Source organism: Kribbella sp. NPDC059898 (genome assembly GCF_042730855.1).
In the GTDB taxonomy this organism is placed as follows: domain Bacteria; phylum Actinomycetota; class Actinomycetes; order Propionibacteriales; family Kribbellaceae; genus Kribbella.
Genome location: NZ_JBHWKR010000003.1, coordinates 14,680 through 39,355 on the forward strand (window position 1 = coordinate 14,680; position 24,676 = coordinate 39,355).

23 protein-coding genes are annotated in these 24,676 nt (G+C 69.7%); 8 read left to right on the forward strand and 15 right to left on the reverse strand.

Features of this window, described 5'->3' with window-relative positions; translation table 11 throughout:
- Positions 1–34: 34 nt before the first annotated feature.
- On the reverse strand, positions 35–1,330 hold the full coding sequence (locus tag ACFV9C_RS10160; RefSeq protein ID WP_380192338.1) for a serine hydrolase domain-containing protein: 1,296 nt from the start codon (positions 1,328–1,330) through the stop codon (positions 35–37).
- A gap of 87 nt (positions 1,331–1,417) precedes the next feature.
- Here ACFV9C_RS10160 and ACFV9C_RS10165 point away from each other — a divergent pair, with 87 nt between their 5' ends.
- On the forward strand, positions 1,418–2,836 hold the full coding sequence (locus tag ACFV9C_RS10165; RefSeq protein WP_380192340.1) for an alpha-amylase family protein: 1,419 nt from the start codon (positions 1,418–1,420) through the stop codon (positions 2,834–2,836).
- Positions 2,837–2,964: 128 nt separating this feature from the next.
- Positions 2,965–3,393 carry an RNHCP domain-containing protein gene (locus tag ACFV9C_RS10170; RefSeq protein ID WP_380192342.1) on the forward strand — a complete coding sequence of 143 codons (429 nt, stop codon included), beginning with the start codon at positions 2,965–2,967 and terminating at the stop codon, positions 3,391–3,393.
- Here ACFV9C_RS10170 and ACFV9C_RS10175 read toward each other — a convergent pair.
- The 3 genes from ACFV9C_RS10175 to ACFV9C_RS10185 form a co-directional block, all read right to left on the reverse strand.
- Positions 3,366–4,517 carry a heavy-metal-associated domain-containing protein gene (locus ACFV9C_RS10175; protein ID WP_380192344.1) on the reverse strand — a complete coding sequence of 384 codons (1,152 nt, stop codon included), beginning with the start codon at positions 4,515–4,517 and terminating at the stop codon, positions 3,366–3,368. The genes ACFV9C_RS10170 and ACFV9C_RS10175 overlap by 28 nt on opposite strands.
- A 110-nt stretch (positions 4,518–4,627) precedes the next feature.
- Complete coding sequence (locus tag ACFV9C_RS10180; RefSeq protein ID WP_380193534.1) at positions 4,628–6,874, reverse strand: heavy metal translocating P-type ATPase; 2,247 nt, start codon at positions 6,872–6,874, stop codon at positions 4,628–4,630.
- 53 nt (positions 6,875–6,927) lie between these two features.
- On the reverse strand, positions 6,928–8,886 hold the full coding sequence (locus ACFV9C_RS10185) for a cytochrome c oxidase assembly protein (protein ID WP_380192346.1): 1,959 nt from the start codon (positions 8,884–8,886) through the stop codon (positions 6,928–6,930).
- A gap of 138 nt (positions 8,887–9,024) precedes the next feature.
- Here ACFV9C_RS10185 and ACFV9C_RS10190 point away from each other — a divergent pair, with 138 nt between their 5' ends.
- On the forward strand, positions 9,025–9,579 hold the full coding sequence (locus ACFV9C_RS10190; RefSeq protein WP_380192348.1) for a DUF5134 domain-containing protein: 555 nt from the start codon (positions 9,025–9,027) through the stop codon (positions 9,577–9,579).
- A gap of 57 nt (positions 9,580–9,636) precedes the next feature.
- The gene (locus ACFV9C_RS10195; RefSeq protein WP_380192349.1) at positions 9,637–10,698 is read left to right on the forward strand and encodes a HoxN/HupN/NixA family nickel/cobalt transporter; all 1,062 of its coding nucleotides are present in this window, start codon (positions 9,637–9,639) and stop codon (positions 10,696–10,698) included.
- Here the strand turns inward: ACFV9C_RS10195 and ACFV9C_RS10200 are convergent.
- Both ACFV9C_RS10200 and ACFV9C_RS10205 read right to left on the reverse strand, forming a co-directional pair.
- Positions 10,681–11,238: a sigma-70 family RNA polymerase sigma factor gene (locus tag ACFV9C_RS10200; RefSeq protein WP_380192351.1), complete on the reverse strand. Its 558-nt coding sequence runs from the start codon at positions 11,236–11,238 to the stop codon at positions 10,681–10,683. The two genes, ACFV9C_RS10195 and ACFV9C_RS10200, sit on opposite strands and share 18 nt — an antisense overlap.
- A 37-nt stretch (positions 11,239–11,275) precedes the next feature.
- Positions 11,276–11,815: a hypothetical protein gene (locus ACFV9C_RS10205; RefSeq protein ID WP_380192353.1), complete on the reverse strand. Its 540-nt coding sequence runs from the start codon at positions 11,813–11,815 to the stop codon at positions 11,276–11,278.
- A gap of 103 nt (positions 11,816–11,918) precedes the next feature.
- On the opposite strand from ACFV9C_RS10205, the gene ACFV9C_RS10210 reads away from it, so the two are divergent.
- Complete coding sequence (locus ACFV9C_RS10210) at positions 11,919–13,331, forward strand: PepSY-associated TM helix domain-containing protein (protein ID WP_380192354.1); 1,413 nt, start codon at positions 11,919–11,921, stop codon at positions 13,329–13,331.
- On the opposite strand, the gene ACFV9C_RS10215 is transcribed toward ACFV9C_RS10210, so the two are convergent.
- From ACFV9C_RS10215 to ACFV9C_RS10245, 7 genes are read right to left on the reverse strand one after another with little or no spacing between them, the layout of a single operon-like run.
- Positions 13,312–13,758, reverse strand: a complete 447-nt coding sequence (locus tag ACFV9C_RS10215; protein WP_380192356.1) for a GNAT family N-acetyltransferase — start codon at positions 13,756–13,758, stop codon at positions 13,312–13,314. The two genes, ACFV9C_RS10210 and ACFV9C_RS10215, sit on opposite strands and share 20 nt — an antisense overlap.
- Positions 13,743–14,351, reverse strand: coding sequence for a D-Ala-D-Ala dipeptidase VanX (gene vanX, locus ACFV9C_RS10220; RefSeq protein WP_380192357.1), 609 nt, complete (start codon positions 14,349–14,351; stop codon positions 13,743–13,745). Before vanX ends, ACFV9C_RS10215 begins: the two co-directional genes overlap by 16 nt.
- Positions 14,348–15,415: a D-alanine--(R)-lactate ligase gene (gene vanA / locus ACFV9C_RS10225; RefSeq protein ID WP_380192359.1), complete on the reverse strand. Its 1,068-nt coding sequence runs from the start codon at positions 15,413–15,415 to the stop codon at positions 14,348–14,350. Before vanA ends, vanX begins: the two co-directional genes overlap by 4 nt.
- Positions 15,408–16,373, reverse strand: a complete 966-nt coding sequence (locus ACFV9C_RS10230; protein ID WP_380192361.1) for a D-isomer specific 2-hydroxyacid dehydrogenase family protein — start codon at positions 16,371–16,373, stop codon at positions 15,408–15,410. Before ACFV9C_RS10230 ends, vanA begins: the two co-directional genes overlap by 8 nt.
- A gap of 9 nt (positions 16,374–16,382) precedes the next feature.
- Positions 16,383–16,925, reverse strand: a complete 543-nt coding sequence (locus ACFV9C_RS10235; protein WP_380192362.1) for a VanZ family protein — start codon at positions 16,923–16,925, stop codon at positions 16,383–16,385.
- A gap of 27 nt (positions 16,926–16,952) precedes the next feature.
- Positions 16,953–18,053: a lipid II:glycine glycyltransferase FemX gene (locus tag ACFV9C_RS10240; protein ID WP_380192364.1), complete on the reverse strand. Its 1,101-nt coding sequence runs from the start codon at positions 18,051–18,053 to the stop codon at positions 16,953–16,955.
- Positions 18,050–18,649, reverse strand: a complete 600-nt coding sequence (locus ACFV9C_RS10245; protein ID WP_380192366.1) for a M15 family metallopeptidase — start codon at positions 18,647–18,649, stop codon at positions 18,050–18,052. The genes ACFV9C_RS10240 and ACFV9C_RS10245 overlap by 4 nt, the downstream gene beginning before the upstream one ends.
- Positions 18,650–18,737: 88 nt before the next feature.
- Between ACFV9C_RS10245 and ACFV9C_RS10250 the strand changes: the two genes are divergently transcribed.
- Both ACFV9C_RS10250 and ACFV9C_RS10255 read left to right on the forward strand, forming a co-directional pair.
- Positions 18,738–19,424, forward strand: a complete 687-nt coding sequence (locus ACFV9C_RS10250; protein ID WP_380192368.1) for a response regulator transcription factor — start codon at positions 18,738–18,740, stop codon at positions 19,422–19,424.
- Positions 19,417–20,490 (forward strand): sensor histidine kinase, encoded by a 1,074-nt coding sequence (locus ACFV9C_RS10255; RefSeq protein ID WP_380192370.1) that lies wholly within the window; start codon positions 19,417–19,419, stop codon positions 20,488–20,490. Before ACFV9C_RS10250 ends, ACFV9C_RS10255 begins: the two co-directional genes overlap by 8 nt.
- Positions 20,491–20,660: 170 nt before the next feature.
- Here ACFV9C_RS10255 and ACFV9C_RS10260 read toward each other — a convergent pair whose 3' ends face one another.
- Positions 20,661–22,733, reverse strand: a complete 2,073-nt coding sequence (locus ACFV9C_RS10260; protein WP_380192371.1) for a hypothetical protein — start codon at positions 22,731–22,733, stop codon at positions 20,661–20,663.
- 68 nt (positions 22,734–22,801) lie between these two features.
- On the opposite strand from ACFV9C_RS10260, the gene ACFV9C_RS10265 reads away from it, so the two are divergent.
- The gene (locus ACFV9C_RS10265; protein WP_380192373.1) at positions 22,802–23,305 is read left to right on the forward strand and encodes a DUF1990 family protein; all 504 of its coding nucleotides are present in this window, start codon (positions 22,802–22,804) and stop codon (positions 23,303–23,305) included.
- A gap of 148 nt (positions 23,306–23,453) precedes the next feature.
- Here ACFV9C_RS10265 and ACFV9C_RS10270 read toward each other — a convergent pair whose 3' ends face one another.
- Positions 23,454–24,641 carry a GAF domain-containing protein gene (locus ACFV9C_RS10270; RefSeq protein WP_380192375.1) on the reverse strand — a complete coding sequence of 396 codons (1,188 nt, stop codon included), beginning with the start codon at positions 24,639–24,641 and terminating at the stop codon, positions 23,454–23,456.
- Between the last annotated feature and the right edge of the window lie 35 nt (positions 24,642–24,676).

A 24,676-nucleotide genomic window follows, 5' to 3' on the forward strand; every position in this document is an offset into this window, starting at 1 on the left:
ATCACCCGCGCCCGGTTCATCCGATCGCACCAGTTCAGGCGCGGCGGTCCGCCCGGCCGGTGTGCAGGTACTCCGCTCGTCCTTCGTTGTCACGGCCGACGAACGCGACCGGCCAGTGCACGCCACCGGACGGCTCGACCGGCAGCAGGCTGTCGCCGCGCCAGGCGACCAGTTCGGTCCGGTGCGGCTGGTCGCCGATCTCCGCGCTCACCCCGATCGGCGTCTGCTCGAGCCACAGCCGCCCGTCCGCGTCCCGTCGTACGTCGGTGATCGACTCGCGCGACGTGTACCGGCCGACGTACCGCTCGGGATGCTCCGGGCGAGCGCCCGGATCCGGCACCGGCAGCTCCGGGAACGTGACGCCGGCGAGGTCCTGCAGCAGCCGGCCCATCAGCTCGCGGTCAACCGGCCGCGCCGACCCGCCGTTCGTGAGGATCGCGATCGCGACGTCCCGTTCGGGTACGACGCGGAGGAACGCGGCCTGGCCGACCGTCGAGCCGTCGTGCCCGATCACCGTTCCGCCGGGCAGCTCGCTCAGCTCCCAGCCGAGACCCCAGGCGTCCGCCCAGCCGATGTCGGGGAGCGTGATCTGCGGTTCCTGCATCGCGGCGGCGCTCTCGGCGCTCAGCACCTGCCCCTGGAGCCGGGCGAACCGGACGAGGTCCCGCGCGCGCATCGCCAGCATCGACCCGGCGGGCGCGTTCGAGCGCGCCATCGCCCACGTCTGCACCGGCTCGCCGTCCAGATGCCCGACCGCGACCCGGTGCAGGATCGCCTCGTACGGGTTGTTCGCGGCATGCGTCATCCCGAGCGGCTCGAACAGGTGGTCGCGCATGCACGCGTCGAACTGCTTGCCGCGGACGACCTCGATCACCCGGCCGAGCACGCAGAACGCCGCGTTGTTGTACGAGAACATCGACCCCGGCGCGAAGAGTTGCGGCACGTCGTCGAGCAGGTCGACGTACCGCTCTATGCAGTCGTCGCCGGGGCCCGTGTCGGTGAAGATGTCGCCCTCGAACCCGGCTACGTGGCACATCAGCTGCCGCACGGTCACGTCCCGGCCGAACGTCGGCAGGTACCGCAGCACCGAGGCGTCGAGCTCGACCTTCCGCTCGTCCACCAACTGCATCGCGAGCGTGGCCGTGAGCACCTTCGTCACGGACCCGATCTGGAAGATCGAATCGGTGGTCGCCTCGACGCCGGTCGCCGTGTTCAGCACGCCGGCCGCGGCGTCGTACACCTCGCCGCCGGCCCACACCCCGACCGCGATCCCCGGCACCGCGTGCTCCGCGATCAGCTCGGGCAGCCGCTCCTGCAACCAGTCCAGCACTTTTCAGCCTCCTGACACGATTTCCCGCACGGTACGCCGTCGGGATGGTTTCATGGAGTACCCCACCGCCCCGAGGGAGTTGTTCCGATGCGCCGATTTCTGATCGTGGTGCTGAGCCTGTTGATGATCGCTCCGGCCGCCCAGGCGGCGCCGAGCGGGGACCGGGACGTGATCGTCCAGCTGTTCGAATGGAACTGGAACTCGGTCGCCCGCGAGTGCGACCAGGTGCTCGGCCCGAAGGGGTACGGCGCGGTGCAGGTGTCGCCGCCGCAGGAGCACGTCGTACTGCCCGGGTCCGGGTACCCGTGGTGGCAGGACTACCAGCCGGTCAGCTACAAGCTCGACAGCACCCGGCGCGAGACCCGCGGCCAGTTCGTTGCCATGGTCAACAGTTGCCACGCGGCCGGGGTCAAGGTGTACGTCGATGCCGTGATCAACCACATGACCGGCGGCTCGGCGGGCGGCACCGGCAGCGCGGGGTCGACGTACAGCCACTACGACTATCCGGGCACGTACCAGACCCAGGACTTCCACCACTGCGGGCGGAACGGGAACGACGACATCGTCAACTACAACGACCGGTGGGAGGTGCAGAACTGCGAGCTCGTCGACCTCGCGGACCTGGCGACCGAGTCGGACTACGTGCGCGGGCGGATCGCGGCGTACCTGAACGACCTGCTGTCGGTCGGCGTCGACGGTTTCCGGCTGGACGCGGCGAAGCACATCCCGGCGACCGACATCGCGGCGATCATCGCGCGGCTGTCGCGGTCGGCGTACATCTATCAGGAGGTGATCTACGGCGCGGGCGAGCCGATCACCCCGGACGAGTACGTCGGGAACGGGGATGTGCTGGAGTTCCGGTACGGGAAGGACCTGGCGAAGATCTTCAACACCGAGAAGCTCGCGTACCTGCGGACGTTCGCGGAGCCGTTGGCGTCGGACCATGCGGTGGTGTTCACGGACAACCACGACACGCAGCGGGGGAGCGGCGTCCTGACGTTCCGGGACAACGGACGGTACGCGATGGCGAACGCGTTCATGCTCGCCTGGACGTACGGTACGCCGAAGGTGATGTCGAGCTACGAGTACACCTCGAACGACGAGGGGCCGCCCTCGACGAGCACCGGGCAGACCGTCGACACGACGTGCTTCACGAACCGCTGGCGGTGCGAGCACGAGTGGCGGGTGATCGCGAACATGGTCGGCTTCCACAACGCCACCCGCGGCACTGCCGTCACCGAGTGGTGGGACAACGGGAACGACGCGATCGCGTTCGGCCGTGGCTCGAAGGGCTACCTGATCCTGAACGACGAGAGTACGGCGCTGACCGGGCGGAGCTTCCACACGGACCTGCCGGCCGGGACGTACTGCGACGTCTTCCACGGCGACTACACACCAGGGAATTGCAGCGGGCCGACGTACGTCGTGGACTCGTCGGGCTGGTTCCGCGCCGACGTCGCCGCCACCGACGGGTTGGCGCTGTACGCGGGCGCGAAGGTGTCTTAATCGGTTGACGGTGCGCCGGGCGGACTGATCTGCTGGGTGGACGTGCGCCGGGGTGGCCGGTGCGGACCGGAAGGAGGGAAGCCGATGTCTGTCCTGTCCTGCAGCTTCGCTCTGAAAGGTTCATCGGTTTGGCTTTCGCACGTTCGTTCAGTTGTGAACACTGCGGCGTAGAGGTCTCCCTCGACGCCCCCGGCACCACCCATCGCAATCACTGCCCGAGCTGTCTGTGGTCACGGCACCTCGACCGCAACGTCCCGGGCGACCGCAAGGCGGACTGCTCCGGCGGCATGGAGCCGATCGCGGTCACCGTCCGCGGTGAGGGCCGTTGGGTCCTCATCCACCGCTGCACCAACTGCGGCCGTCTCCGCCTGAACAAGACGGCCGGCGACGACAACGCGCTGCTGCTGATGCGGCTGGCCGCGCTGCCGTTGAGTATGCCGTTCATCCCGTTCGCCCCGGATCCGGAGGCGCCGCCTCCGCGCAAACCGAGGGCGCGCAAGGCCGCTCAGCCGGTCAACGGCAGGCCGGCTCAGTCGGCGGGTGGTACGACGGTGTAGCCCTGGTCCCGGATCGCCTCGAACGCCTGCTCGCGCACCTCCGCGGACGGGAACGCAGCGACGACCTGCTTCGAGTCGAGGTCGATCCGGTCCACGGTCGCGCCGTGCGACTCGAGCACACTGCTGACGGTGTTCGTGCAGTGCGAACACGTCATGTCGGGTACTTCGAACACCTCGGACATGGTGGTCTCCTCTCCAGCGATGCGTACGACATCGAGCATCCGAACGAAGGTGCTGACGAACAGGCCAACCGCTGCCGGCAGCAACGTCTGCCGTTGACCGTTCAGGGTGACCGGCATGTTCGCCAGACACCGGGGGACCTCGGCGTACGCCAGTGGTCCGTACTGCTTGGCGAGCCCAGGATCTTCCGGGTGGGCGATCTGTGCGTCCTTCATCGTGCGCAGCAGCGTTCGTGAGGCGGCTGTGTACGCGACCCCGCCGTCCGCGCGCGTTTCGAACGCGACGGGGATCATGCCGCGCCGGTAAGTGTCCGATTGCAACCCCCAGTACCAGGTATTCGCCACCACCCCGAAGATGCCTGACTCCTGCAACCCGAGCGCAAGCCCGCGGGGCGTCCGATACCCACCAAGCCACGAGTGCTGCACCAACGCCCGCGCCACGGTCTCGAACCCGACAGCCAAGACCTCGACCACGTCCCCTTCGGTCGTCGTCCCGCCGAGCACCCCCCGCTCACTCCCGGACAACCCGTCAGCCCGCCGCCGAACACCGCCATCCCCGCGAAGCGCCCCGCGCAACAACACCACTACCTCACGAGCCACAACCGAGACACGCGCGTCCGCACCACCCGCACCACCCGCGCCCGCCGTGGGGCCGGAGGTGGTCGGGGTGCAGTGGGAGATGTTGGGGGTCCCGGTGCTGTCGTGCCAGCTGAGGCGATGGGTGGCGGTGGTGATGTCGGCGGGGGTGCAGGGCTGGAGAGCCGTCTGCACGTACCTGAGTTGGGCCGGCGTGAGGTGGCTGTCGGGGGAGGGGGTGAGCGGGGTGAGGTCGACGGAGACCTCGAAGGGCGGCGGGAGGTGCTCGATCGCCGGGAGTTCGCCTGCCACCCGGGCGAGGACCTGTGCTGCCGCCAGGCGGTCGTAGCCGCCGTCCGGTTGACCCACGCCGTACCTCCCGCTCGCACGAGAACAACTCCGAGGCCGCGCCACACCGGCACGGACAATTGTTCCCGGGATCGAGCCACGGCGCCGCCCCAGCCGCGTGTCCGACCGCGTCAGGCGTCGGGGTCGCCGAAGTTGCGCAGCCGGAGGCTGTTATAGGTGACGAACAACGAGGACAACGACATAGCTGCCGAAGCAACAGGCGGGTTGAGCAAGCCGGCGGCAGCGATCGGTACGGCGGCCACGTTGTAGGCGAACGCCCAGACCAGGTTGCGATGGATCGTCCGCCGGGTCTGCCGCGCGAGCCCGATCGCGTCCGGGATCACCCGCAGGTCCTCCCGCACCAGCACGATGTCCGCGGACTTCAACGCGATATCGGTCCCCGTCACGACGGCGAGCCCGAGATCGGCGGTCGCCAGCGCGGCCGCGTCGTTGATCCCGTCCCCGACCATCGCCACCCGATGCCCAGCAGCCTGCAGCTCCGCGATCACCCCCGCCTTGTCCGCCGGCAGCACCCCCGCCCATACGTCGTCAATCCCCAACTCCCCGGCGACGTCCCGCGCCGCCGCCTCCGAGTCCCCGGTCAGCAACACCGTCCGAAGCCCCGCCCGGTGCAGCTCCCGCACCGCGTCCCCCGCAGTACTCCGAAGCCGATCGGCAATCCCCAACCGCCCGACCAGAACCCCATCCACCACCACCAGAACAGTCGCCCCCTCAAGCGCTGCCCCGCCCCCGCCCGCTGCACCCAAGGACGCCCCGGTGGTGCCCGCCCCGGCGGGGGTGTTGATGGCGTCAGCCGTGTGCGGGCTGGTGGGGTGGGTGTCCGTGGTGCCGGTCGTGCGGAGGAGGCTGTGGTTGCCTACGGCCACCTGTCTGCCCGCAACTGTGGCGGTCGCACCTTCGCCCGGATGGGTGACGAAGTTCGTGATCGGGTGGGTGGGGACGGCTTCGGCGGTCGCCAGGCGTTCCACGGCGCGGGCGATCGGGTGTTCGGATCCTTGCTCGACCGATGCGGCGTACGCGAGCACCTCCTCGCGGGTGAGGTCCGCGGTCAGCTCGACGTCGGTGATGGTGAGGTCCCCGGTGGTGAGCGTGCCGGTCTTGTCGAGGACGATCGTGTCGATCACGCCGCTGGCCTCCAGCGCGTCCTGCCCCTTGATCAGGATGCCGAGCGTCGCGCCCCGTCCGATACCGACCATCAGTGCGGTCGGTGTCGCAAGGCCCAGCGCACACGGGCAAGCGATCACGAGTACGGCGATCCCGGTCCCAACCGCCTGCGCCACCGCAGCCCCGGACACCATCCACCCGGCAGCCACCGCCACGGCCAGCAGGATCACCGACGGGACGAACCACACGATGATCCGGTCGACCGTGTGCTGGATGCGCGCCTTCCGCTCCTGGGCCTGCTCCGCGATCGCCGCCATCTGCGCGAGCTGCGTGTGCACCCCGACCGCCGTCGCGGTCAGCACCAGTCGCCCGTCCGTACTGATGGTCCCGCCAACAACCTGACCGCCGGCCCCGACCGCCCGCGGCACCGGCTCCCCGGTGACCACGCTGGTGTCGACCGCGGCCGTCCCCTCGACCACCGTCCCATCCACCGGAATGATCTCGCCGGCCCGGACGACCACCGTGTCGCCCTTCACCACCTCGCCGGTGGGTACGTCGACCTCGGCCCCGTCCCGCAGCACCCGCGCGACGGGAGTCGCCAGCCGCCCGATCGCCCCGAACACATCGGCAGCACGCCGCCGCGACCGTGTCTCGAAGTACCGCCCGGCCAACTGGAACACGGTCATTCCGGCGGCAACGTCGAGATACAAACTCCCGGTGTCGAGCGAAAGCCACCGCGACGTCCCGGCCGCTCCGGGCCACACCACCGACACCGCCGCCCAGCCGAACGACACCACGATCCCGAGCGACACCAGCGTGTCCATACTGACCGCCCGATGCCGCAAGTTCCGCACGGTCGCGCGATGGAACGGGTACGCCGCCCACGTCACGATCGGCAGCGCCAGCAGCAAGCACGCGACGTCCCACCCCGGGAAGCGCAACGACGGCACGGCGCCCAGCACGATCGTTGCATCCATCAACGGAATCGCGAGCAGCGTCGCCAGCACCAGCCGCCGCCGCAGCGAACTGATCCGCCGAGCCGTCAACTGCTCCGCAAGCTCGTCCCCGGACTCGGGATGCCGCAGCGTCGCCTGGTACCCCGCACGATCCACGGCACTCGTCGCCCGCGAGGTGAGATCGGCGCCGCTCCCCGTGACGATCGCTCGTTCCGTCGCGTAGTTGACCGTCGCGGTCACCCCGTCGAGCTTGTTCAGCGCCCGCTCGACCCGGTTGGCGCAGGCGGCACACGTCATCCCGCCGACGAGCAGCTCGACGGTCGCGGTCCGCGGTTCCTGATCGGTCAGCGTCACCGGCGCTCCTGGGTGGATTCGGTACGCCGCGCGAGCCGCTGCAGCATCGCGTTGTAGGCGTCGTACGAGTCGTCGAGGCCGCTGTCCAGGTGCCGGTCGATCCGGCGCGCGGCCCGGCCGTCCTGGATCGCCCATTGCAGGGCCAGGACGACGACCACGATCAGCAACGGGATCTCGCTGCCGGCCCAGGCGATCCCGCCCGCGACATGTTGCGTCGCGGCGAGGTCACGCGTCCAGGGCACCTCGAGGTGGTCGTAGAACGACCTGCCGATGACCGCGCCGTCCGACATCAGGATCACGCCGAAGAACGCGTGGAACGGCATCGCCCCGAGCAGTACGGCGAGTTTCGCCAGCGACGGGAGCTGGTGCGGTGTCCGGTCGACCCCGATCACGAGACCGAAGTACAGACAGCCGACGACCAGGAAGTGCAGGTTCATCAATTGGTGAGCCCAATGGAACTTCATCAAGGTCCCGAAGGCGTTGGTGAGGTACAACGCGTAGTACGAACCGATGTAGACGACGAAGACGAACAACGGGTGGTACAACGCCTTGAGCGGCCGTGAGTGCAACGCGGCGAGAATCCACTCGTGCGGCCCGCCCTTGGCCGGCAGCGCCCGCAACGCCAGCGTGATCGGCCCGCCGAGCACCAGCGGGATCGGCGCCAGCATGCTCAACGCCATGTGCACAGCCATGTGTACGGCGAAGTCGGCGCCCGAGTACTTCCCGAGGCCGGAGCTGGTCACCACGATGATGAGCACCCAGCCGAGCGTCCAGGCGATCGTCCGCGCGACGGGCCACCGCTCACCCTGCCGCGCGAGCCGCCGGACACCGAGCAGGTACGCCGCGATCGCAACGACCGAGGCTGTCACGAACAGCAGGTTCGGCCGCCACTGCCCGGCCAGCGAGCCCAACCCGGGCGGCACCTTCAGGTCGAACCCGAAGAAGATCTGACTGATCGACGTCGGCACGAAGAATTGTGGCGGTGGGATCCGCAGCATCGCCGACCCGGCCGCGACGAACCCCGCCACACCACCGGCCAGCAACACGGCCCCACGACCTCGGTGCGCAAGTGCCAAGCCGCAACCGACGACCCCGAGCGCCACGAACTGCGCCAGGCTCAACCACCCGGTAGCGCTCCCGAACGGCGACGACCCGGCCAGCTTGAACCAGAGCAGGATCCCCTCGGTCACCACGAGCACGCCGAGCAGCACCCACGCCGTACTGCGCCAATGAACCCGCTCCAGCGCCCGCACCCGACGCCCGGTCGCGACCCGCAGCACCTGAACGACCAGCAGACCGAGCAACACCTGACCGGCGAGCGTCTGCACAATGCCCGCGTCGCTCCCGAAGTCGTGCCGCGGGCCGACGAGGATCTGCCCGACGACGACCGGCGCCAGCGAGCCCGCCAACGCGGCCCACAGTGCCACGGCGTACCCAACCCACCGCGCGCTCAGCACACACGTGACCAGCACCACGACCGCGGCGGCGAACGTCACCATCCACGACCGCCCGGCATCACCCGAGAACAACGCGAACCACAACGCCTGCGGGTCCGCGAGCTTCCCCAGCGAGTACCCGTTCGAGTCGGCCGAGTCCAGCGCGATCAGCAGTCCCGAGCTGATCACCCAGACAGTCGCGGACCGCCGTACGACGACCGGCTCGAACCACTCCGCGATCTCGAGCTGCCGCCGCGCGGACCTGTCCTGGACCGGCCGCAGCTTGCCCGCGAACAGCGCCGACGCCAGCGCGCCGACCGTGACCAGCGACGCGAGATCGGCCACCGCCCGGACGAAGGTCGCGATCAGTCCGGTCGCCCGGCCGGGGTCGTCGCGGGCGATCGGCAGGTAGCTCGCCGGACCCATCACGCCGGTCGTGACGAGCGGTACGACGACCGCCAGCCCGCCCAGCAGAACGACGTACCGGATCAGCCACGGCCGGTGGCGTGTCGGTGCCACGTCTCTCCTGATCTGCTGCAATTGCCTTGAGCCCCCAACACATGAGTACGAAGGACGGTGCCGAACAGTTCCCGGAACTTCGGTCCGCTCGCCGGAGTTGGACCTACGGTCGCCCCTCGCGAGAAAGGTCCCGCCTCGATGTCGCACGGAATGCTTCCGGCCGGTCCGGCGATCGCGCTCACGGTTGTGTTCGCGGTCTCCGGCCTGTACTGCCTGTGGCGCGTCGCCGCCGGCCGCGGCCAAGGGATCGAGACGGTCGTGGACGTCAACCATGTCCTGATGAGCCCGGCGATGCTCCTGATGCTGTGGCTGCCGGCGCCGCCAGGCATCACCTGGGTGCAGATCGCGCTGTTCTCCGGGCTGGCACTGGTCTTCTTCCGGCACCTCTCCACCTCGGACGGCGTCACAGCCCGCACCGGCGCCCTGCTCCACGGCGGCATGAACCTGGGCATGGTGTGGATGCTGGCCGTCAGCATGCTGGGCATGTCGGGCATGGCGGGCATGGGTCATGCAGGGGGCGGGACCTGGACAGGCTTGCTGAGCTGGTCGGTGGCCGGCCTGCTGCTCCTCTCGGCAGCCTGGTGGTTCGGCCGCGTGATCCGAGCCCCCGGTCACCGCCTGCTGTGCTGCTGCCACGGCCTGTCGACCGGCGGCATGGCCGCAATGCTCGCCCTGATGACCCCGGCGCTGTAGACGCGACTTGGTTGCATCTGGGGTGGGAAAGGCGTTAACTGGCGGTTCGTGAGGCGAATGGGTGTGACGGGGCGCGAGTGGACCTCGGTCGGGGGTATGGCGGGGTTCGTGGTGCTGCTGCACCTGATCGGCTGGGGTGTGCTGGCGTTGGTGGTGGCGCCGCGGCACTACGCGCTCGGGTCGGCGGGAGTGTTCGGGGTCGGGCTCGGGGTGACGGCGTACACGCTGGGCATGCGGCACGCGTTCGACGCGGATCACATCGCCGCGATCGACAACACCACCCGGAAGCTGATGGCGGACGGGCGGCGGCCGTTGTCGGTCGGGTTCTGGTTCTCGCTGGGCCACTCGACCGTGGTGTTCACGTTGTGCTTCCTGCTCGGCATCGGCGTACGGGCGCTCGCCGGTCAGGTCGCGGACGGATCGTCGCGTCTGCAGCAGGTCACGGGTGTCGTCGGTACGGCGGTGTCCGGCGTCTTCCTGTACCTGATCGCCGCGCTCAACCTCGCCGTACTCGTCGGGGTGATCAAGGTGTTCCGCCGGATGCGGACCGGCGCGTACGACGAGGCGACGCTCGAGCATCATCTGAACAACCGCGGGTTCATGAACAGGATCCTGTCCGGCGTCACCAAGGCGGTCACCCGGTCGTGGCAGATGTACCCGATCGGCTTCCTGTTCGGCCTCGGGTTCGACACCGCGACCGAGGTCAGCTTGCTGGTGCTCGCCGGTGGTGCCGCGGCGTTCAGTCTTCCCTGGTACGCCGTACTCACCCTGCCGATCCTGTTCGCGGCGGGGATGAGCCTGCTCGACACCATCGACGGCTGCCTGATGAACTTCGCCTACGGGTGGGCGTTCGCGAAGCCGGTGCGCAAGGTCTACTACAACATCACGATCACCGGCCTCTCGGTCGCGGTCGCGCTGGTGATCGGCAGCATCGAGCTGATCTCGATCCTGACCGCCAGGTTCCACATCGACCACGGCCCGCTGGCGGCGATCGCCGGCGTCGACCTGAACAACGTCGGCTACGCGATCGTCGCGCTGTTCGTCCTCACCTGGCTGGGGGCGCACGCCGTCTGGAAGTACGCCCGCATCGAGGAGAAGTGGTCAGGCGGTACTCAGTAGGTTCGCCAGCTCCGTTCTGGCCCGGGCCACCCGGGAGCGGACCGTGCCGATCGGGCACCCGAGCCGCGAAGCGGTCTGGGCGTACGGCAGCCCCGCCAGCTGGGTGAGGACGAAGACCTCCCGGCGGTCGCCGGGCAGCGTGTCGAGCAGCTCGGCCAGCGCGAGACGGTCCTCGAAGCCGGGCAGGTCCCGCGGCTGCGACTGTTCGGCCGCGAACTGCCAGTCCTGCTGGGCGATCCGCGGCCGGGCGGCCTTCCGGCGCAGGTCGTCGGCGACGGTACGGCGGGCGATCGACAGCAGCCAGGTCCGCGCCGACGAGCGGCCCTCGAACCGGTGCAGGCCCTTCAGCGCCCGCAGGAACGTCTCCTGGGTGAGGTCGTCGGCGGCCTGCGGATCCGCCGACAGGTGCGCGACGTAGCGGCGTACGTCGCGATGCAAGGCGCGGACGAAGGTGTCGAGGGCATCGTGGTCGCCGGAACGGGCGGCCAGTGCGAGCCGGGTCGACGTCTCGTCCGGATCATGGAACAGGGCAGTAGCCATGTCTGAGAGTCCTTCGGAAAGTCCAAGAACGGTGGGTCTATACAGCGACCCCGCGCGGCGGACCTCTCGAAGTGATGGCGTGCACGAGCAGCAGCTCCCGCAGCGGTCTGGGGGAGTGCGCGGACGTGATCCGCGGCGGCGGCGAGACGTGCCGGAAGGTGACCAGCCGCAGCGTCAGCAGCACCCGGACGGCGAGTGATCGCAGTACCGAGAAGGCCGCCCGCTCGCCGTACGCGAGCCACAAACCACACAGCACCGCGGCCGCGACGTGCGCCCCGAACATGCCGTACGACGTCCCGCCGTGCATGTGGCCCATCGGCGTCATCGTCTGCGCGAGCGTGAACACGATGTGCAACGAGGCCTGCGCCATCAGCGTGCTGACGACGACGAACGGTACGCCGCGTTCGCGGTCGGCGAGGATCCACGCGGTCACGCCGATCCAGCCGAACGCCATCGGCAGCGTCCACCACGGGAGCATCGCGCCGGACATCAGCACGTGCCCGAGGCCGGCGAGCAGTACGCACGTGGCCGCGAACATCGCGGCGCGTGCGGCGCGGAACCCCCGGCTCTGGTGCATGGCCGGACCATCCTCGCATTCGCCGTCCTGTGGGCCACACCACACCTGCCGCCCGGAACCACGAGCGCCCCCGATCCGACTCCTACAACGGAAAGGAGCGGACGTGAGCGCTGTACTGGAGGCACCGCCTGCCGTCGAACAGGAGACGCGCAAGCGCGGCACCGGCCTGTTCCGGGCGTTCTGGCGGTGGCACTTCTACGCGAGCTTCCTGGTCGTCCCGGTGGTGCTGATCCTGGCGACGACCGGGTTGATCTACCTGTTCCGGTTCCAGCTCGAGCCGGTGCTGCACGCCGACCTGATGAAGGTCGACCAGCCGGCCGGCCTGGTGGCGCAGCCGTACGAGTCGCAGCTCGAGGAGGTACGGGCGGCGTACCCCGGCGACCGGGTGGTGTCGATGACCGAGCCGTCGGCGCCCAACCGGTCGACGGTGTTCTCGGTCGACACGGCCGGCGGCGCGCGGGACGTGTTCGTGGACCCGTACGAGGGCAAGGTGCTCGGCGCGCTGGACCCGGACCGGACGCTGTCCGGCGTCGCGATCCTGCTGCACGGCGAACTGATGGCCGGCCGCTGGGGCGACGCCGTGATCGAGATCGCCGCCTGCTGGGCGATCGTGATGGCGCTGACCGGGTACTACCTGTTCCTCCGCGGCCGGGTCGCGCGAGCGCGGCGTCGCGCCGCGGGTGCGGCCGGCGCCGTACTCCGTTCGCGGCACGGCCGGACCGGTGCCGTGCTCGGCGTCGGGCTGTTGTTCCTGGTGGTGTCGGGGCTGCCGTGGACCGGGGTGTGGGGTGCGAAGACGCAGGAGCTCGCGACCAGCAACGGTACGTCGTTCTGGGGCGAGGATCCCGGCGCGTTGTCGAACCCGACCTCGAAGCTCGACGAGTCGCTGCCCCACAGCCACACGGTGCCGTGGGCGCTGGGTAAGACCGAAGTACCGCGGTCCGACCCGTCCAACCGGACCGGCTCGGTCGCGACTGTCGACACTGCGATCGAGGTCGGCCGCCGCAACGGGTTGCGCAGCCCGATGACGATCGCGCTACCGGCCGACGGCACGGGTGTGTTCTCGGCGATCGGGTACGCGTTCCACGACCCGGGGCAGGAGCGCACGCTGCACGTCGACCAGTACGGCGGGCGCGTGGTGTCGACGTACGGGTATCGCGACTATCCGGTGCTGGCGAAGGTGGTGGCGCAGGGGATCGCGCTGCACGAGGGGCGTCGGGTGAGCGTCGTGAACTTCTGGGCGACGACGGCGTTCTGCGTGGGCGTGATCTTCCTGTGCGTGACCGGGCCGTTGATGTGGTGGCGTCGGCGTCCGAAGGGCACGGCCCTTGGTGCTCCGCGGGGGAGGCTGCCGCTGCGGGCGACGCCTGGGCTGGCGGTGCTGGTCGTTGCCCTGGGCGTCTTCTTGCCGTTGTTCGGGTTGACGTTGGTCGCCGTGCTGTTGCTCGACCAGCTCGTCCTGACAAGGGTTTCGGGGTTGCGGGCATGGTTCAACGTCAGCTTGCCGAGAGGATGAACCGGGACGACCGGCCGGCCTGGTTGACGTACCCGCGGCGCTGGTAGAACTTGTGCGCCTCGGCGCGGTAGTCGGAGCTGGTGACCTCGAACCGGACGCAACCATGCCGGACCGCGAACGACTCCGCCGCGGTCATCAGCTCGCCCGCGACGCCCTGGCGGCGAGCGTGCTCGGAGACGACCAGGGCGACGATCCGCCCGGAGAAGCCGGGCAGCTGGATGAACGGCTCGACGTGTACGGCGACCAGTCCGAGAAGGTTGCCTCCTGCATCGGCCACGTAGACGGCACTGGCCGGATCATCGGCCCAGAACCGGATCCGGACGGCGGTCTCGGCGAGATCGTCCTGGGGATAGCCGAGCTGCTCCAGCAGTTCGTTGACGGCGGCGCTGTCGGTGGGACGGGCCGGGCGGATCACGCGATCGGGCAATCGAAGTAGGTGTTCGGGTACGGCTCGTCCCGAAGCGTGTAGTGCCACCACTCGAAGGCGTACCGCTCGAACCCGGCGGCCTCCATCACCGACGCGAGGGTCTCCCGGTTCCGCGCCTCGACCTCGGTGATGCCGGCCGCGCCGTGGTGCGAGATCGAGTCCATCAGATCGTGGTCGCCGCCCATCCGGGCCAGCTCGCCGGTGTCGAGGTGGTAGAGCGTGAGGTCGACCGTGCTGCCGCGGCTGTGGCCCGACCGGGTGGCGACGTACCCGCGGGTGAACATGTCGGAGCGCTCGATGTTCGGGTAGTGCCGCGGCTTGGTGCGGCCGTCCTCGGGCAGCTCGGACCAGCGCAGGAAGTTGTCGACGGCCCGCTGCGGGCGGTACCCGTCCCAGAGCAGCAGGCCGAACCCGCGCGGCTCGGCCTTGCCCTGCGCACGTTCCAGCGCGGCACACAGTGCGCGGGTACCGACGATCCGGTTCGCCTGGTAGCCGTCCACCGGTTTGCCGGTGAAGTTGTCCCAGGTCGCGTACTTCGCGTCCCACCGGATCCCGGCGGCGAACTCGTCCACGTAGACCAGGTCGGCCTTCACCTCGGACTCCCCGACAACGTCGCCGACACGAGCCGGTCGATCACCTCACCGAGCGGCAGCCCGGCTGCGGTCATCATCCGCGGATACCGGCTGTACGACGTGAGCCCCGGGAAGGTGTTGACCTCGTTCAGGACCACCGAGCCGTCCTCCTTGAGGAACAGGTCGACGCGCGCCAGCCCGGTACAACCGAGCGCACGGTAGATCGCCTTCGCGGTCTCCTGGACGAGCGACCGGGCCTCCGCCGAGATGTTGGCCGGCACGATCGGCGTCGAGTTCTCCGAGCCGCTCTCCGGCGTGCTCTCCTGGTGGATCTTGAAGAAGCCGTGCGACAGCGCGATGTGGTCGACCTCGCCGACGGTCAGCTCCGGGTCGTTCCCGAGGATCGCGCAGCCGACCTCGCTCGCGACGACGGCCTCCTCGATCAGGATCTTCCCGTCGTACTGCGCGGCCGTCTCGATCGCGCCCGCCAGCTCGTCCTTGCTGTTCACCTTGCTGACGCCGAACGACGAGCCCGAGCGGGCCGGTTTCACGAAGACCGGGTAGTCGAACTGGTCCGGGTCGACGGTCTCCTTCGCGCCGACGATCCAGAAGTTCGGTGTCGGGATGCCCGCGCTCTGGACGACGAGGTACGTGAGGGTCTTGTCCATGCACAGGACCGAGCTTTGGATGCCGCACCCGGCGTACGGGATGCCGGAGAGTTCGAGCAGGCCCTGGATCGCGCCGTCCTCGCCGCGCTTGCCGTGCAGGACCGGGAGGATCACGTCCAGGTTGACGGTGCGGTACTGACCCTGGCGGATCCGCGAGCCGAGGCGGTCGGAGTCCAGCACGAGCAGGCCGCGCACGCTGCTGTCCGGGGAAAGGACGACGGGGCTGGACTTGCCGTTCTCCCAGTCGGGGTCCGGGCCGTCGCAGAGCTTCCAGGCGCCGCTCTGCGAGATGCCGATGTAGTACGGCTCGTACTTGTCGGTGTCGAGGTGCTCCGCGACCTGGCGGGCGGACTTGACCGAGACGCCGTGTTCCTCGGACACGCCGCCGAACAGGATTCCGACCTTCAACTTACCCATGGTGCTTCCCGCTTTCGAAGTTCAGGCAATTGACAAGGGAGTTCTCGACCATGTCCTGGAGGGCGCGGTCGGTGTAATACGCGGTGTGCGGGCTGATCAGGACCGTTGGCAGGACCTGCAGTCTCAGCAGCAGTGAGCTTCTGATCGGGCGATTGCTGTGATCGGCGTAGAAGATTCCTTCCTCGCCTTCGAGAACATCCAGTGCGGCGCCGCCCAGCCGGCCTTCCTCCAAGGCCGTGGCGAGTGCTTCGGTGTCGATCAGCGCGCCGCGACCGGTGTTCACCACAAAGGCCCCAGCTGGCAATTGCCCGAGGCGTTCTTTGTCCAGGAGATGATGCGTTTCTGGGGTCAGCGGCGTGTGCAGCGTGACGATGTCGCTCTGCTCGAGCAACTGGTCGAGGAGCACGTAGTCGGCAGACGTCTTCGGGCGTGTGTCGAAGGCCAGTACGCGGCAGCCGAAACCACGCAGCCGGTCCAGGACCGCGGCGCCGATCCGGCCGGTGCCGACGACGCCGACGGTCAGATCGCGCAGCTCCCGCCCGCGGACGGGGTACAGCCGGTAGTCGTGGAGGTCGGCGCGGCGGACGACGGACTTCGCGTTCCGGATCGCCATCAGGATCAGCATCAGCGTGTAGTCGGCGACGCTGTCGGGGGAGTAGGAGACGTTTCCCACCGTGATTCCGACGCTTTCGGCGTACTGCACGTCGAGATGGTTGTAGCCGATGCTCCGGGTCGACACGTATTCGACGCCGGCGATGCTCAGCGCGCGCAATGCCTCGTTGGACACCCGGGTCTTGTGGCCGATGCTGATGCAGCGATTCCCGTGCGCGAGTTCGGCGGTTTCCTCAGTGACCGCGGCCGCGGTGACGGTCGGCTGCAGGCCGATCCGGGGCGCGAGTTCGCGGACCAGGGTCGCCTCGTCCGGTTCGCAGCCGAAGACGGTGATTCCCGGTTTCATGCCTCCCAGTCAAGAACGGACGGCGTTGCCGGCGCGTATCCGGTTTTTCATATGCGCACGACATGTCCACCACCGGTACGACGCGAGCGCGGCGAGGCCGGCGCCGACGGTGTTCAGCAGTACGTCGTCCACCGACGACACGCGGTCGAGGCGGAACACGTACTGGGACACCTCGATCGCCACCGAGCAGCCGGCCGCGATCGCCAGTGCCCGCGGGAGGCGTACGTCGTACCGGATCGGGAGGAAGAAGCCGAGGACCGCGAACAGCAGCAGATTGCCGACGATCTGGGGTGGGGAGTCGCTGAGCAGGTCGCGGAACGGGACCAGGCTGACCCGGCCGGGCGCTCCGAAGGCGTGACTGCCCGGGAGCATGGTCATCCAGACCAGCGGCAGCGTCCAGTAGACGATCGCGACCTCGGCGAACGCGTTTCGCAGTCCGTGCCGCCGGGCTCGTCTCCACACGACAAGCGCGGCGACAGGGAGCAGGAGCACGGTCAGCAGGACGACGCCGGTGAACGTACCTGACCAGAAGCGCAGGCTGCTCGGAGACATCCGGTCAGTAAACCAGAGCACGGTGGGTCAGCGGCGCCGGCGCATGTACAGGTCGAATCCCCGGTAGATCACCGGCCGCAGCGGCAGGTCCCACTCGCCGACGTACCGGACGGCTTGTCCGCCGGTGCCGACCTTGAACTGGATCAGCCCGACGTGCGGGTCGTAGGCGTCGAGCGTCGGGGTGATGCCTCGGAGGCTGTACACGTCGCACCCGGCCGCCAGCGCGTCCCGGATCATCGCCCACTGGCAGGCGTTCGACCCACGGACGTCGCGCTTCTCGGTCGCGGACGCGCCGTACGAGTACCACGCCTGGGCGCCGACCCGGATCATGATCGCGGCCGCGACCAGGTCGCCCTCGTGGTGCGCGAGGTACAGCCGGATCCGGTCCGGGTCCTCGGCGCGGAGCGCGGCGAACATCGTCTCGAAGTACCGCAGCGGCCGCGGCGTGAAGTGGTCGCGCTCGGCGGTGTGCACGTACAGGTCGTGGAACGCCTTCAGGTCGTCGCCGACCGTGACCTCGACGCCGGCCTTCAGCGCCTTCTTGATGTTGCGCCGCCACTGCTGGTTCATACCGCGCAGTAGATCGTCCTCGGTGCCGCCGAGTGGGAGCTCGAACGTGTACTGCGGATGTCCGGTGCCGAAGCCGTCGACCGGGTTCTGCGAGAGCCAGCCGGCCGCTTCGAGCTGTTTGGTCACCTGGCGCCCGGGCGCCTCGACGCTGGGCAGATCGGTGAGCCGCCGGATCCCGGCGTCCGCGATGCCTTCCTTCACCTGAGCGGCGGTCCAGGTGTCGGTACGGACCGGCGGGCCGAGCCGGATCGCGAACGCGCCGTTTGCCTTGAGGTACGCCGCCAGTGGGAGCAGCCACTCGTCGAGCGGGCCGGTCCAGTCGACGACCGGCCCTTCGGCGAGATAGGCGAGCGTGTAGCGGTCCAGCCGGGGGACCGGGCGGTGCAGGACGAGCCCGGCGCCGACGAGCCGCTCGCCGTCGTACCAACCGAGAGACTCGCTGCGCCACTCCGTCTTCACGTGCGCCCAGGCCGGCGTCTGCAGGAAGCTGACCGAGCGCTGCGCCTGGACGAATGCGAGGTGTTCGGCGGCGCTGATCGGCGCGACGGTGAGCGTCACCCCTGCATCCTCGGGTCGTGCGTCGGGTCGGCGTACCGCGGCGGGCAGCCGTGCTGGACCGCCTCCGGACGCAGCTCGTAGTGCCACGGCTCGTTGTCGTAGATCTGGCACAGCCCGTACCCGGCCCCGTGCTCGGCCAGCCACGCCGTCGCGTCCGAGCGCCCGATGTCGATCGCCCGGCCCTGCACGTGCGGCGAGTTCTGCGGCGTCGCGACCCAGCGCGCCGCCTCCTCCTTCGAGCCGTACCGCTCGATCGCGTCCTGGAGCAGCTTCTCCTGGTACGCCGGCGAACGCCAGCCGCTGTTGACGTAGAAGGCGACGCCGTCCCGGGCGGCGACCGTCGCGGCCCGGCGGAGCGCGCCGAGCAGGTCGGGATCGAGGTTGACGACCCCGGGCACCTTGTCGTCGAACACCGTGGCACCGTCCGGTACGGCGCCGTCCGCCTCGCCGAGCCCGCCGGATCCGGCCTGGCCGACGGTCGGCAGCGAGGTCGCGAGCGACTGGTGGACGAAGACGCTGATGATCGCCACGTTGGCGAGCAGGAAGGCGGCCCGGATCGTCGATCGGGCGCGCCGGGTCGGTTGGCTGACGGTCATAGCACCCAGTGAAGGCGCGGGCGTGTTGCCGGCCGGTATCGGGTTTTGGATACGCGGACGATATGGCCCGACCCGTAGCATCGGCAGTGTGCGGGTGCTGATCGTGGAGGACGAGCCGGAGATGGCGGGTGCCATCCGCGACGGCCTGCGCCTGGAGGCGATCGCTGCGGACATCGCCGGCGACGGCCACGCGGCGCTCGAACTGCTCGGCATCAACACCTACGACATCGCGGTCCTGGACCGGGACATCCCGGGCCCGTCCGGTGACGAGATCGCCAAGCGGATCGTTGCCTCCGGCGCCGGTACGCCGATCCTGATGCTGACCGCCGCGTCCCGGCTGGACGACAAGGCCTCCGGGTTCGAGCTCGGCGCCGACGACTACCTGACCAAGCCGTTCGAGTTCCAGGAGCTGGTGCTGCGGCTGCGCGCGCTCGACCGGCGGCGCGCGTACAACCGGCCGCCGGTGCGGGAGATCGCCGGCCTGCGGCTCGACCCGTTCCGCCGCGAGGTGTACCGGGACGGGCGGTACGTCGCGCTGACCCGCAAGCAGTTCGCCGTCCTCGAGGTGCTGGTCGCGGCCGAGGGCGGGATCGTCAGCGCGGAGGACCTGCTCGCGCGGGCCTGGGACGAGAACGCCGACCCGTTCACGAACGCCGTACGGATCACGGTGTCGGCGCTGCGGAAACGGCTGGGCGAGCCCTGGGTGATCGCGACCGTCGCGGGCGCCGGGTACCGGATCGACGCCGGGGACACTGGGGACAACGGGCGTGGATAGGGAGCCCGGGCTGAGCGTCCGGCTCAAGCTCACACTCAGCTACGCGGGGTTCGTCATGGCGGCGGGCGTGCTGCTGCTGATCGCGGGCTGGTTCGGGCTGATGCAGTTCAAGTCCGGCGGCGTGGTGATCATGACCACGACGTACACGTTCCCGCAGCTGCTGTGGCGGTCGTTCGCGCCGGTGGCGGCGGTCGTGATGACGTTCCTGCTGATCTTCGGGCTCATCGGCGGGTGGGTGCTGGCCGGGAAGATGCTCGCCCCGCTGACCAAGATCACCGAGGCGACGCGGGTCGCGGCGACCGGGTCGCTGTCGCACCGGATCCGGCTGCCGGGCTCGAGCGACGAGTTCCGGGAGCTGGCCGACGCGTTCGACACGATGCTCGCGCAGCTCGAGGCCCACGTCGCCGAGCAGCAGCGGTTCGCCGCGAACGCGTCGCACGAGCTGCGGACGCCGCTGGCGATCACGCAGACGCTGCTCGACGTGGCGCGCAACGACCTGACGCACGACAACGGCGTACTCGTGGATCGTCTGCACGCGGTGAACGCGCGGGCGATCGACCTGACCGAGGCGCTGCTCGTACTCAGCCGCGCGAACCAGCGATCGTTCAGCCGGGAGCGCGTCGATCTGTCGCTGATCGCCGAAGAGGCGACCGAGACGCTGCTGCCGCTGGCGGAGAAGAACGGGATCACGATCGAGACCGGCGGGGACCAGGCGCCGACGGTCGGGTCGCCGGCGCTGCTGCTGCAGCTGACGACGAACCTCGTCCACAACGCGATCGTCCACAATCTTCCGGACAACGGCTCGGTCTGGATCACCACCCGCGTCGACACGCCGACCGTCGTACTCACCGTCGAGAACACCGGTGAGCAGCTGGCGCCGCACCTGATCGCCACCCTCGTCGAGCCGTTCCAGCGCGGCAGCGAACGCATCCGCACCGACCAGCACTCCGGCGTCGGCCTGGGCCTCGCGATCGTCAAAAGCATCACCCGCGCCCACGACGGCACCCTCACCGTCACCCCACGCCCAGAAGGCGGCCTCCGCGTAACGGTCGAACTCCCCACGTAGAACACCCCCAAAGGTCGCCGCTGCGCGGCGGCTGTTGTGTTGCCGCCTTCGGCGGGGTGCGGGGTTGGTGGTGGGGCGCGGAGGCGCTGGCGTCGGGGGAGGGCGCCGCCTTGGCGTCGAGTCGTGGATTGTGGCGGAAGATCCCGACCACGATCCACGACTCGATGAAGTCAGAGGGTGATGGTGATGGACGTGCCGGTGGGGGAGCCGGGGTGGGTCAGGTGGAGGAGGTGGGTGTCGGGGTCGTAGGTGGAGGTGACGTTGACGGTTGTGGGTGGGGTGGGGAGGCGGAGGGCGGTGGTGACTGGTACGCCGCGGGGGGCTTCGCAGGTGAAGGTGATGGTGCCGGCGGTTTCGTGCCAGTCGACGATTCGGCCGGCGGAGGCGAGGAGTGGGGTGTCGTCGTAGGTGAGGTCGCGGAGCCAGGTGAGGTCGCCGGGGCCGAGTTCGCGGCGGCGGACGACGCCGAGGTGCGGGTCGAGCAGGTCGAGATAGGTGCCTTCGACAACGTGTGTGCCGTCGAGGACCGCGCCGATGAGGTACGGGCCGCGCTGGACGGCGAGCCAGTTCGTGGGCTGCCAGGTGTGACCGCCGGCCTCGGCGAGTTCGCGGAGTGCGCTGACGAGTTCGGCCGGCTTCTCGGTGAAGTCGGCGGGGCGCGCGGGGAGGAAGCGGACCCGGCCCTGGCCGATCGGCTGGATGTCGTCGCGGGTGGGGTCCGCGCCGAGGGCCTCGGCCAGGTGGTCGGCGCAGGTGCCGTAGCGGCCGGTCCACCAGGAGCGGATCTCGTGGTACGGGTCCGCGCCGTTCCCGACGTACAGCAGGCTGCCGCCGCGGTTCACCCAGCCCGCCAGCGCGTAGTGGATGCTCGGCGCGAGCGGTTTCTGGAACTCGTAGCTGAGCACGAGTACGTCGACGTCGTCCAGGGCGTCGGGGGAGTCGATGACGCTCTCGAGCTGTACCGGGGCGACGCGCTGGCCTTCGTACAGTGGGGGCAGGGCGAGGCCGTAGAAGTCGGAGAAATGTAGTTGCTCACGGCCCTCGAGTGCGAGGGCGTCCTGCAAGCCGTCGTAATGACCGCTCTCGCCGCCGGGTGACCAGCGCTGGAACATCGCGGTGTCGGACAACGCGATGCCGACCCGCGGGCCTTCGTGCGCCCACCGTACGTCGGGCTGGTCGAGATCGCGGAGGCTGTTCATCGCGATCAGGTAGCTGGTGGCGGTGTCCGGCGGGATCAGCTCGCGTTCGGTACTGCCTTCGCGGAGGTACGGGCGGTTGAAGATGCGGTGCGGCCAGGGCGCGACCTCGTACCGGCTGACGCCCGGGTGCAGCAGCGACGCGACCAGGGTGCGCTGGTAGTTGGCCAGGTAGTCCTCCCAGGTCCGGTCCGGGTGGTCCTCGATCGGGTCGTGCAGGAACCACATCCGCCGGTCGGTCCCGCGGGTCAGGTCCTGCGCGATGCCGTACTCGAGGTACGCCGTTTCGAACGTCCGCTCGGCGACCTTCCCGTCGTACACGTTCGGGGTGCGTGACGTACCGGTCCACACCTGGGCGATCGCGCCGTCGATCGAGGGGAGCGTGCGGAGGCGCGATTCCGGGCTGATGATCTGCCATTGCGTGTAGTTGAGGAGGCTGTGCGTCGGGACGTAGAAGTGCACCTCGCGCCCCTGGCTCAGCGCCTCGTCACGCAGTACCGACGTGACTCGGTCGAGGCTGCGGGACAGTAGGTGCTGCTTGAGCTGACCCGAGCGGAAGTGCGCCTCCGGGGTGCTGTGCGGCGGCTGCCAGGGCTCCTTGAAGTACGCCTGCCACTCCCGCTTGAACGACTCCGAGTACCCGGCCCGCGCCCAGAACTCCGGCTCTTCGAGATGGATGCCCTCCACCCCGAGCCCGATGATCGGCCGCAGCTTCTGCACCAGGTACTCGGTGAAGCCGAACGTCGGCACCATGTACGGGATGTCGACGCTCTCGCCGTGCAGGATCGGCTTCCCGTCCGCGGTCGTCTGCGCGTCGTCCCAGTGCTCGGCGCCATCCCAGCGCCCGTCCAGGTAGTCCTGGTACGTCCCCCACGAAACCCCGGTCATCAGGTGCACCCGGTACCCGGCCTCCCGCCAGCGCGCGATCCGCTCCGCCGTCGTGTCGTTCAACCCGTACACCATGACGAAGTCCGTCCGCAGATCGATGGACTCGTCGTACCCCGCCTGCTCCTGGAACCCGGTCGCCTCACGGTCCTTGTCCGTCATACCGACCCACCCTTCCCCGCCCCGCCGCTCCGACACCAGCCCCGCGTCAGGAACTGGACAATGAACCCATGCCAACCGACCTGTCGAGGCGCGCGCTCACCGACACCGCAGCGGGTACGACGCTGACCGGCGACTCGCGGTCGTACGGGCGAACCGTCCGCCTGGGCTCCGGCGAGGACTGCTGGACCTTCGTCCGCACCGAACTCCTCCGCTGGGGCGTCAAGACCCGCAGCGGCTTCTCGATCGAGGGCGATCCCCAGGTCGTGGCCGGCCGGCGCTACTGGATCCTGGCGCGGGTCGGACCGTTCCGGATCCGCGAGCCGGTGCAGGTGCTGGCGGTCGTCGACGAGCCGAGCCGCGCCGGGTTCGCGTACGGCACGCTGGCCGGCCACCCCGTCCGTGGCGAGGAAACCTTCCTCGCGGAACGCCGTACAGACGACTCGGTGTGGCTCACGGTCCGCTCGCAGACACATCCGGCACTGGGTCTCTGGCGCCTCGCCTATCCAGCAGCTCTCCTGGCGCAGCGTGTCTACCGCAGGCGCTACCTCGGCGCGCTACTCGTACAGGGATGACAGCCAGAGGTGGGTGAGCGTTTCGACGAGTACGGTGCGGTTGTCGAACGGGGGGATTCCGCAGGCGGCCAGGTAGTAGAGGCGTTCGCCGCCAGCTCGCCCGCGAGCCTGGCTCGATGACCTGGCCGAAGGCGGGCCCGCGCCGGGTTCAGAGCGCGATCGAGACGCCGGCGGCGATCCGGTAGGGGTGGGTCGACACGAGGGCGCCGGCGACGCGGCGGAGGCGGGAGATCTCCGCGCGGATCGTGACCTCGTGGTGGGCGTCGCCGTACAGCCGGGTGCTGAGTTCGGCGGCGGTCAGGCCCTGGGGGCCGGCGGCGACGAGGGCGGCGAGGATCTCGGCGTGCCGGGGCGTCAGCGACGTACGCCATGGTTCGTCGTCGCGGAGGACTTCGAGGCGCGGCTCCGGCCCGGGGTACAACCGGGCGCGGACCGTGGCGCCGGCCTCGCGCGGGCGGATCAGCCAGCCGTCGCCGAGGCGTTCGGGCAGGCACAGACCGAGCCCCGGTACGGCGACCGCCCGGTCGGCCTGCGGTACGTCGATCCGGTCGCGCGCGGCGATTCCGGCGTGGTGCGCGACCCACCCGTGGTCGTCGACCACCAGGAGCGGTCCGTTGGTGGAGCTCACCACTGCCTCGGTCGACCGGCGGAGGCTCTCGAGCCGCTCCTGGTGGTGCCGCCACAGCGCCGCCTCGGACAGCCTGACCGCACTCTCCACGAGCGCGGCGATCGCCGGATGCAGCGTCAGTGCCGGGCCGCTCACGTCGACGACTCCGAGCAGTGCGCCGTCCCGCGGATCGTGGATCGGCCAGGCGGTGCAGTACCAGGGGTGCTGGTGGCTCTCGTAGTGCTCGGCCGAGAACAGCTGCACCGGCGCAGCCTCGGCCAGCGCCGTACCGATCGCGTTGGTGCCGACGACCTGCTCGGTCCACAGCATCCCCTCGAGGAACCCGAGCCGGTCCGCGGTCAGCTGCACCCGGGGCGCACCCTCCCGCCACAGCACGACACCGTCCGCGTCGCACACCACCATCAGGAACAGCGAGGCGTCCGCGACGCTCGTCAGCACCCGGCGCAGCTCGTCGATCACGAGCGAGAGCCGTGACGTACTGCGACGCCGTACCAGCTCCTCCTGGCTCATCGGGCGGCGCGCGTTGACGTGATCCGCCGCCAGCCCGAGGTTCATCACCCGCGACCAGGACCGCGCGACCAGCGCCCGCGGTCGTTGCGGCGGCCGTACGCCGCTCAGCACCGCGTCGTGGATCCGGACCAGCTCCCGGGCACGCAGCGTGAGGTCCGTGCCCGGCGGGATCGCGCCGTACGCCGTACTCGCTGTCATGGGCACCTCCCGCCTTGCGGCTCATCGTAGGCCGG

Excerpts from the sequence above, each read along its gene's own strand:
- ACFV9C_RS10235 (WP_380192362.1), bottom strand. The coding sequence starts at position 16,925 with ATGTCTCCGAGCAGCCTGCGCTTCTGGTCAGGTACGTTCACCGGCGTC.
- ACFV9C_RS10270 (WP_380192375.1), bottom strand. The coding sequence starts at position 24,641 with ATGACAGCGAGTACGGCGTACGGCGCGATCCCGCCGGGCACGGACCTC.
- ACFV9C_RS10245 (WP_380192366.1), bottom strand. The coding sequence starts at position 18,649 with ATGACCGTCAGCCAACCGACCCGGCGCGCCCGATCGACGATCCGGGCC.
- ACFV9C_RS10260 (WP_380192371.1), bottom strand. The coding sequence starts at position 22,733 with ATGACGGACAAGGACCGTGAGGCGACCGGGTTCCAGGAGCAGGCGGGG.
- ACFV9C_RS10230 (WP_380192361.1), bottom strand. The coding sequence starts at position 16,373 with ATGAAACCGGGAATCACCGTCTTCGGCTGCGAACCGGACGAGGCGACC.
- ACFV9C_RS10205 (WP_380192353.1), bottom strand. The coding sequence starts at position 11,815 with ATGCACCAGAGCCGGGGGTTCCGCGCCGCACGCGCCGCGATGTTCGCG.
- ACFV9C_RS10180 (WP_380193534.1), bottom strand. The coding sequence starts at position 6,874 with ATGACGTGTGCCGCCTGCGCCAACCGGGTCGAGCGGGCGCTGAACAAG.
- ACFV9C_RS10195 (WP_380192349.1), top strand. The coding sequence starts at position 9,637 with ATGGGTGTGACGGGGCGCGAGTGGACCTCGGTCGGGGGTATGGCGGGG.
- ACFV9C_RS10190 (WP_380192348.1), top strand. The coding sequence starts at position 9,025 with ATGTCGCACGGAATGCTTCCGGCCGGTCCGGCGATCGCGCTCACGGTT.
- ACFV9C_RS10200 (WP_380192351.1), bottom strand. The coding sequence starts at position 11,238 with ATGGCTACTGCCCTGTTCCATGATCCGGACGAGACGTCGACCCGGCTC.
- vanA (WP_380192359.1), bottom strand. The coding sequence starts at position 15,415 with ATGGGTAAGTTGAAGGTCGGAATCCTGTTCGGCGGCGTGTCCGAGGAA.
- ACFV9C_RS10265 (WP_380192373.1), top strand. The coding sequence starts at position 22,802 with ATGCCAACCGACCTGTCGAGGCGCGCGCTCACCGACACCGCAGCGGGT.
- ACFV9C_RS10165 (WP_380192340.1), top strand. The coding sequence starts at position 1,418 with ATGCGCCGATTTCTGATCGTGGTGCTGAGCCTGTTGATGATCGCTCCG.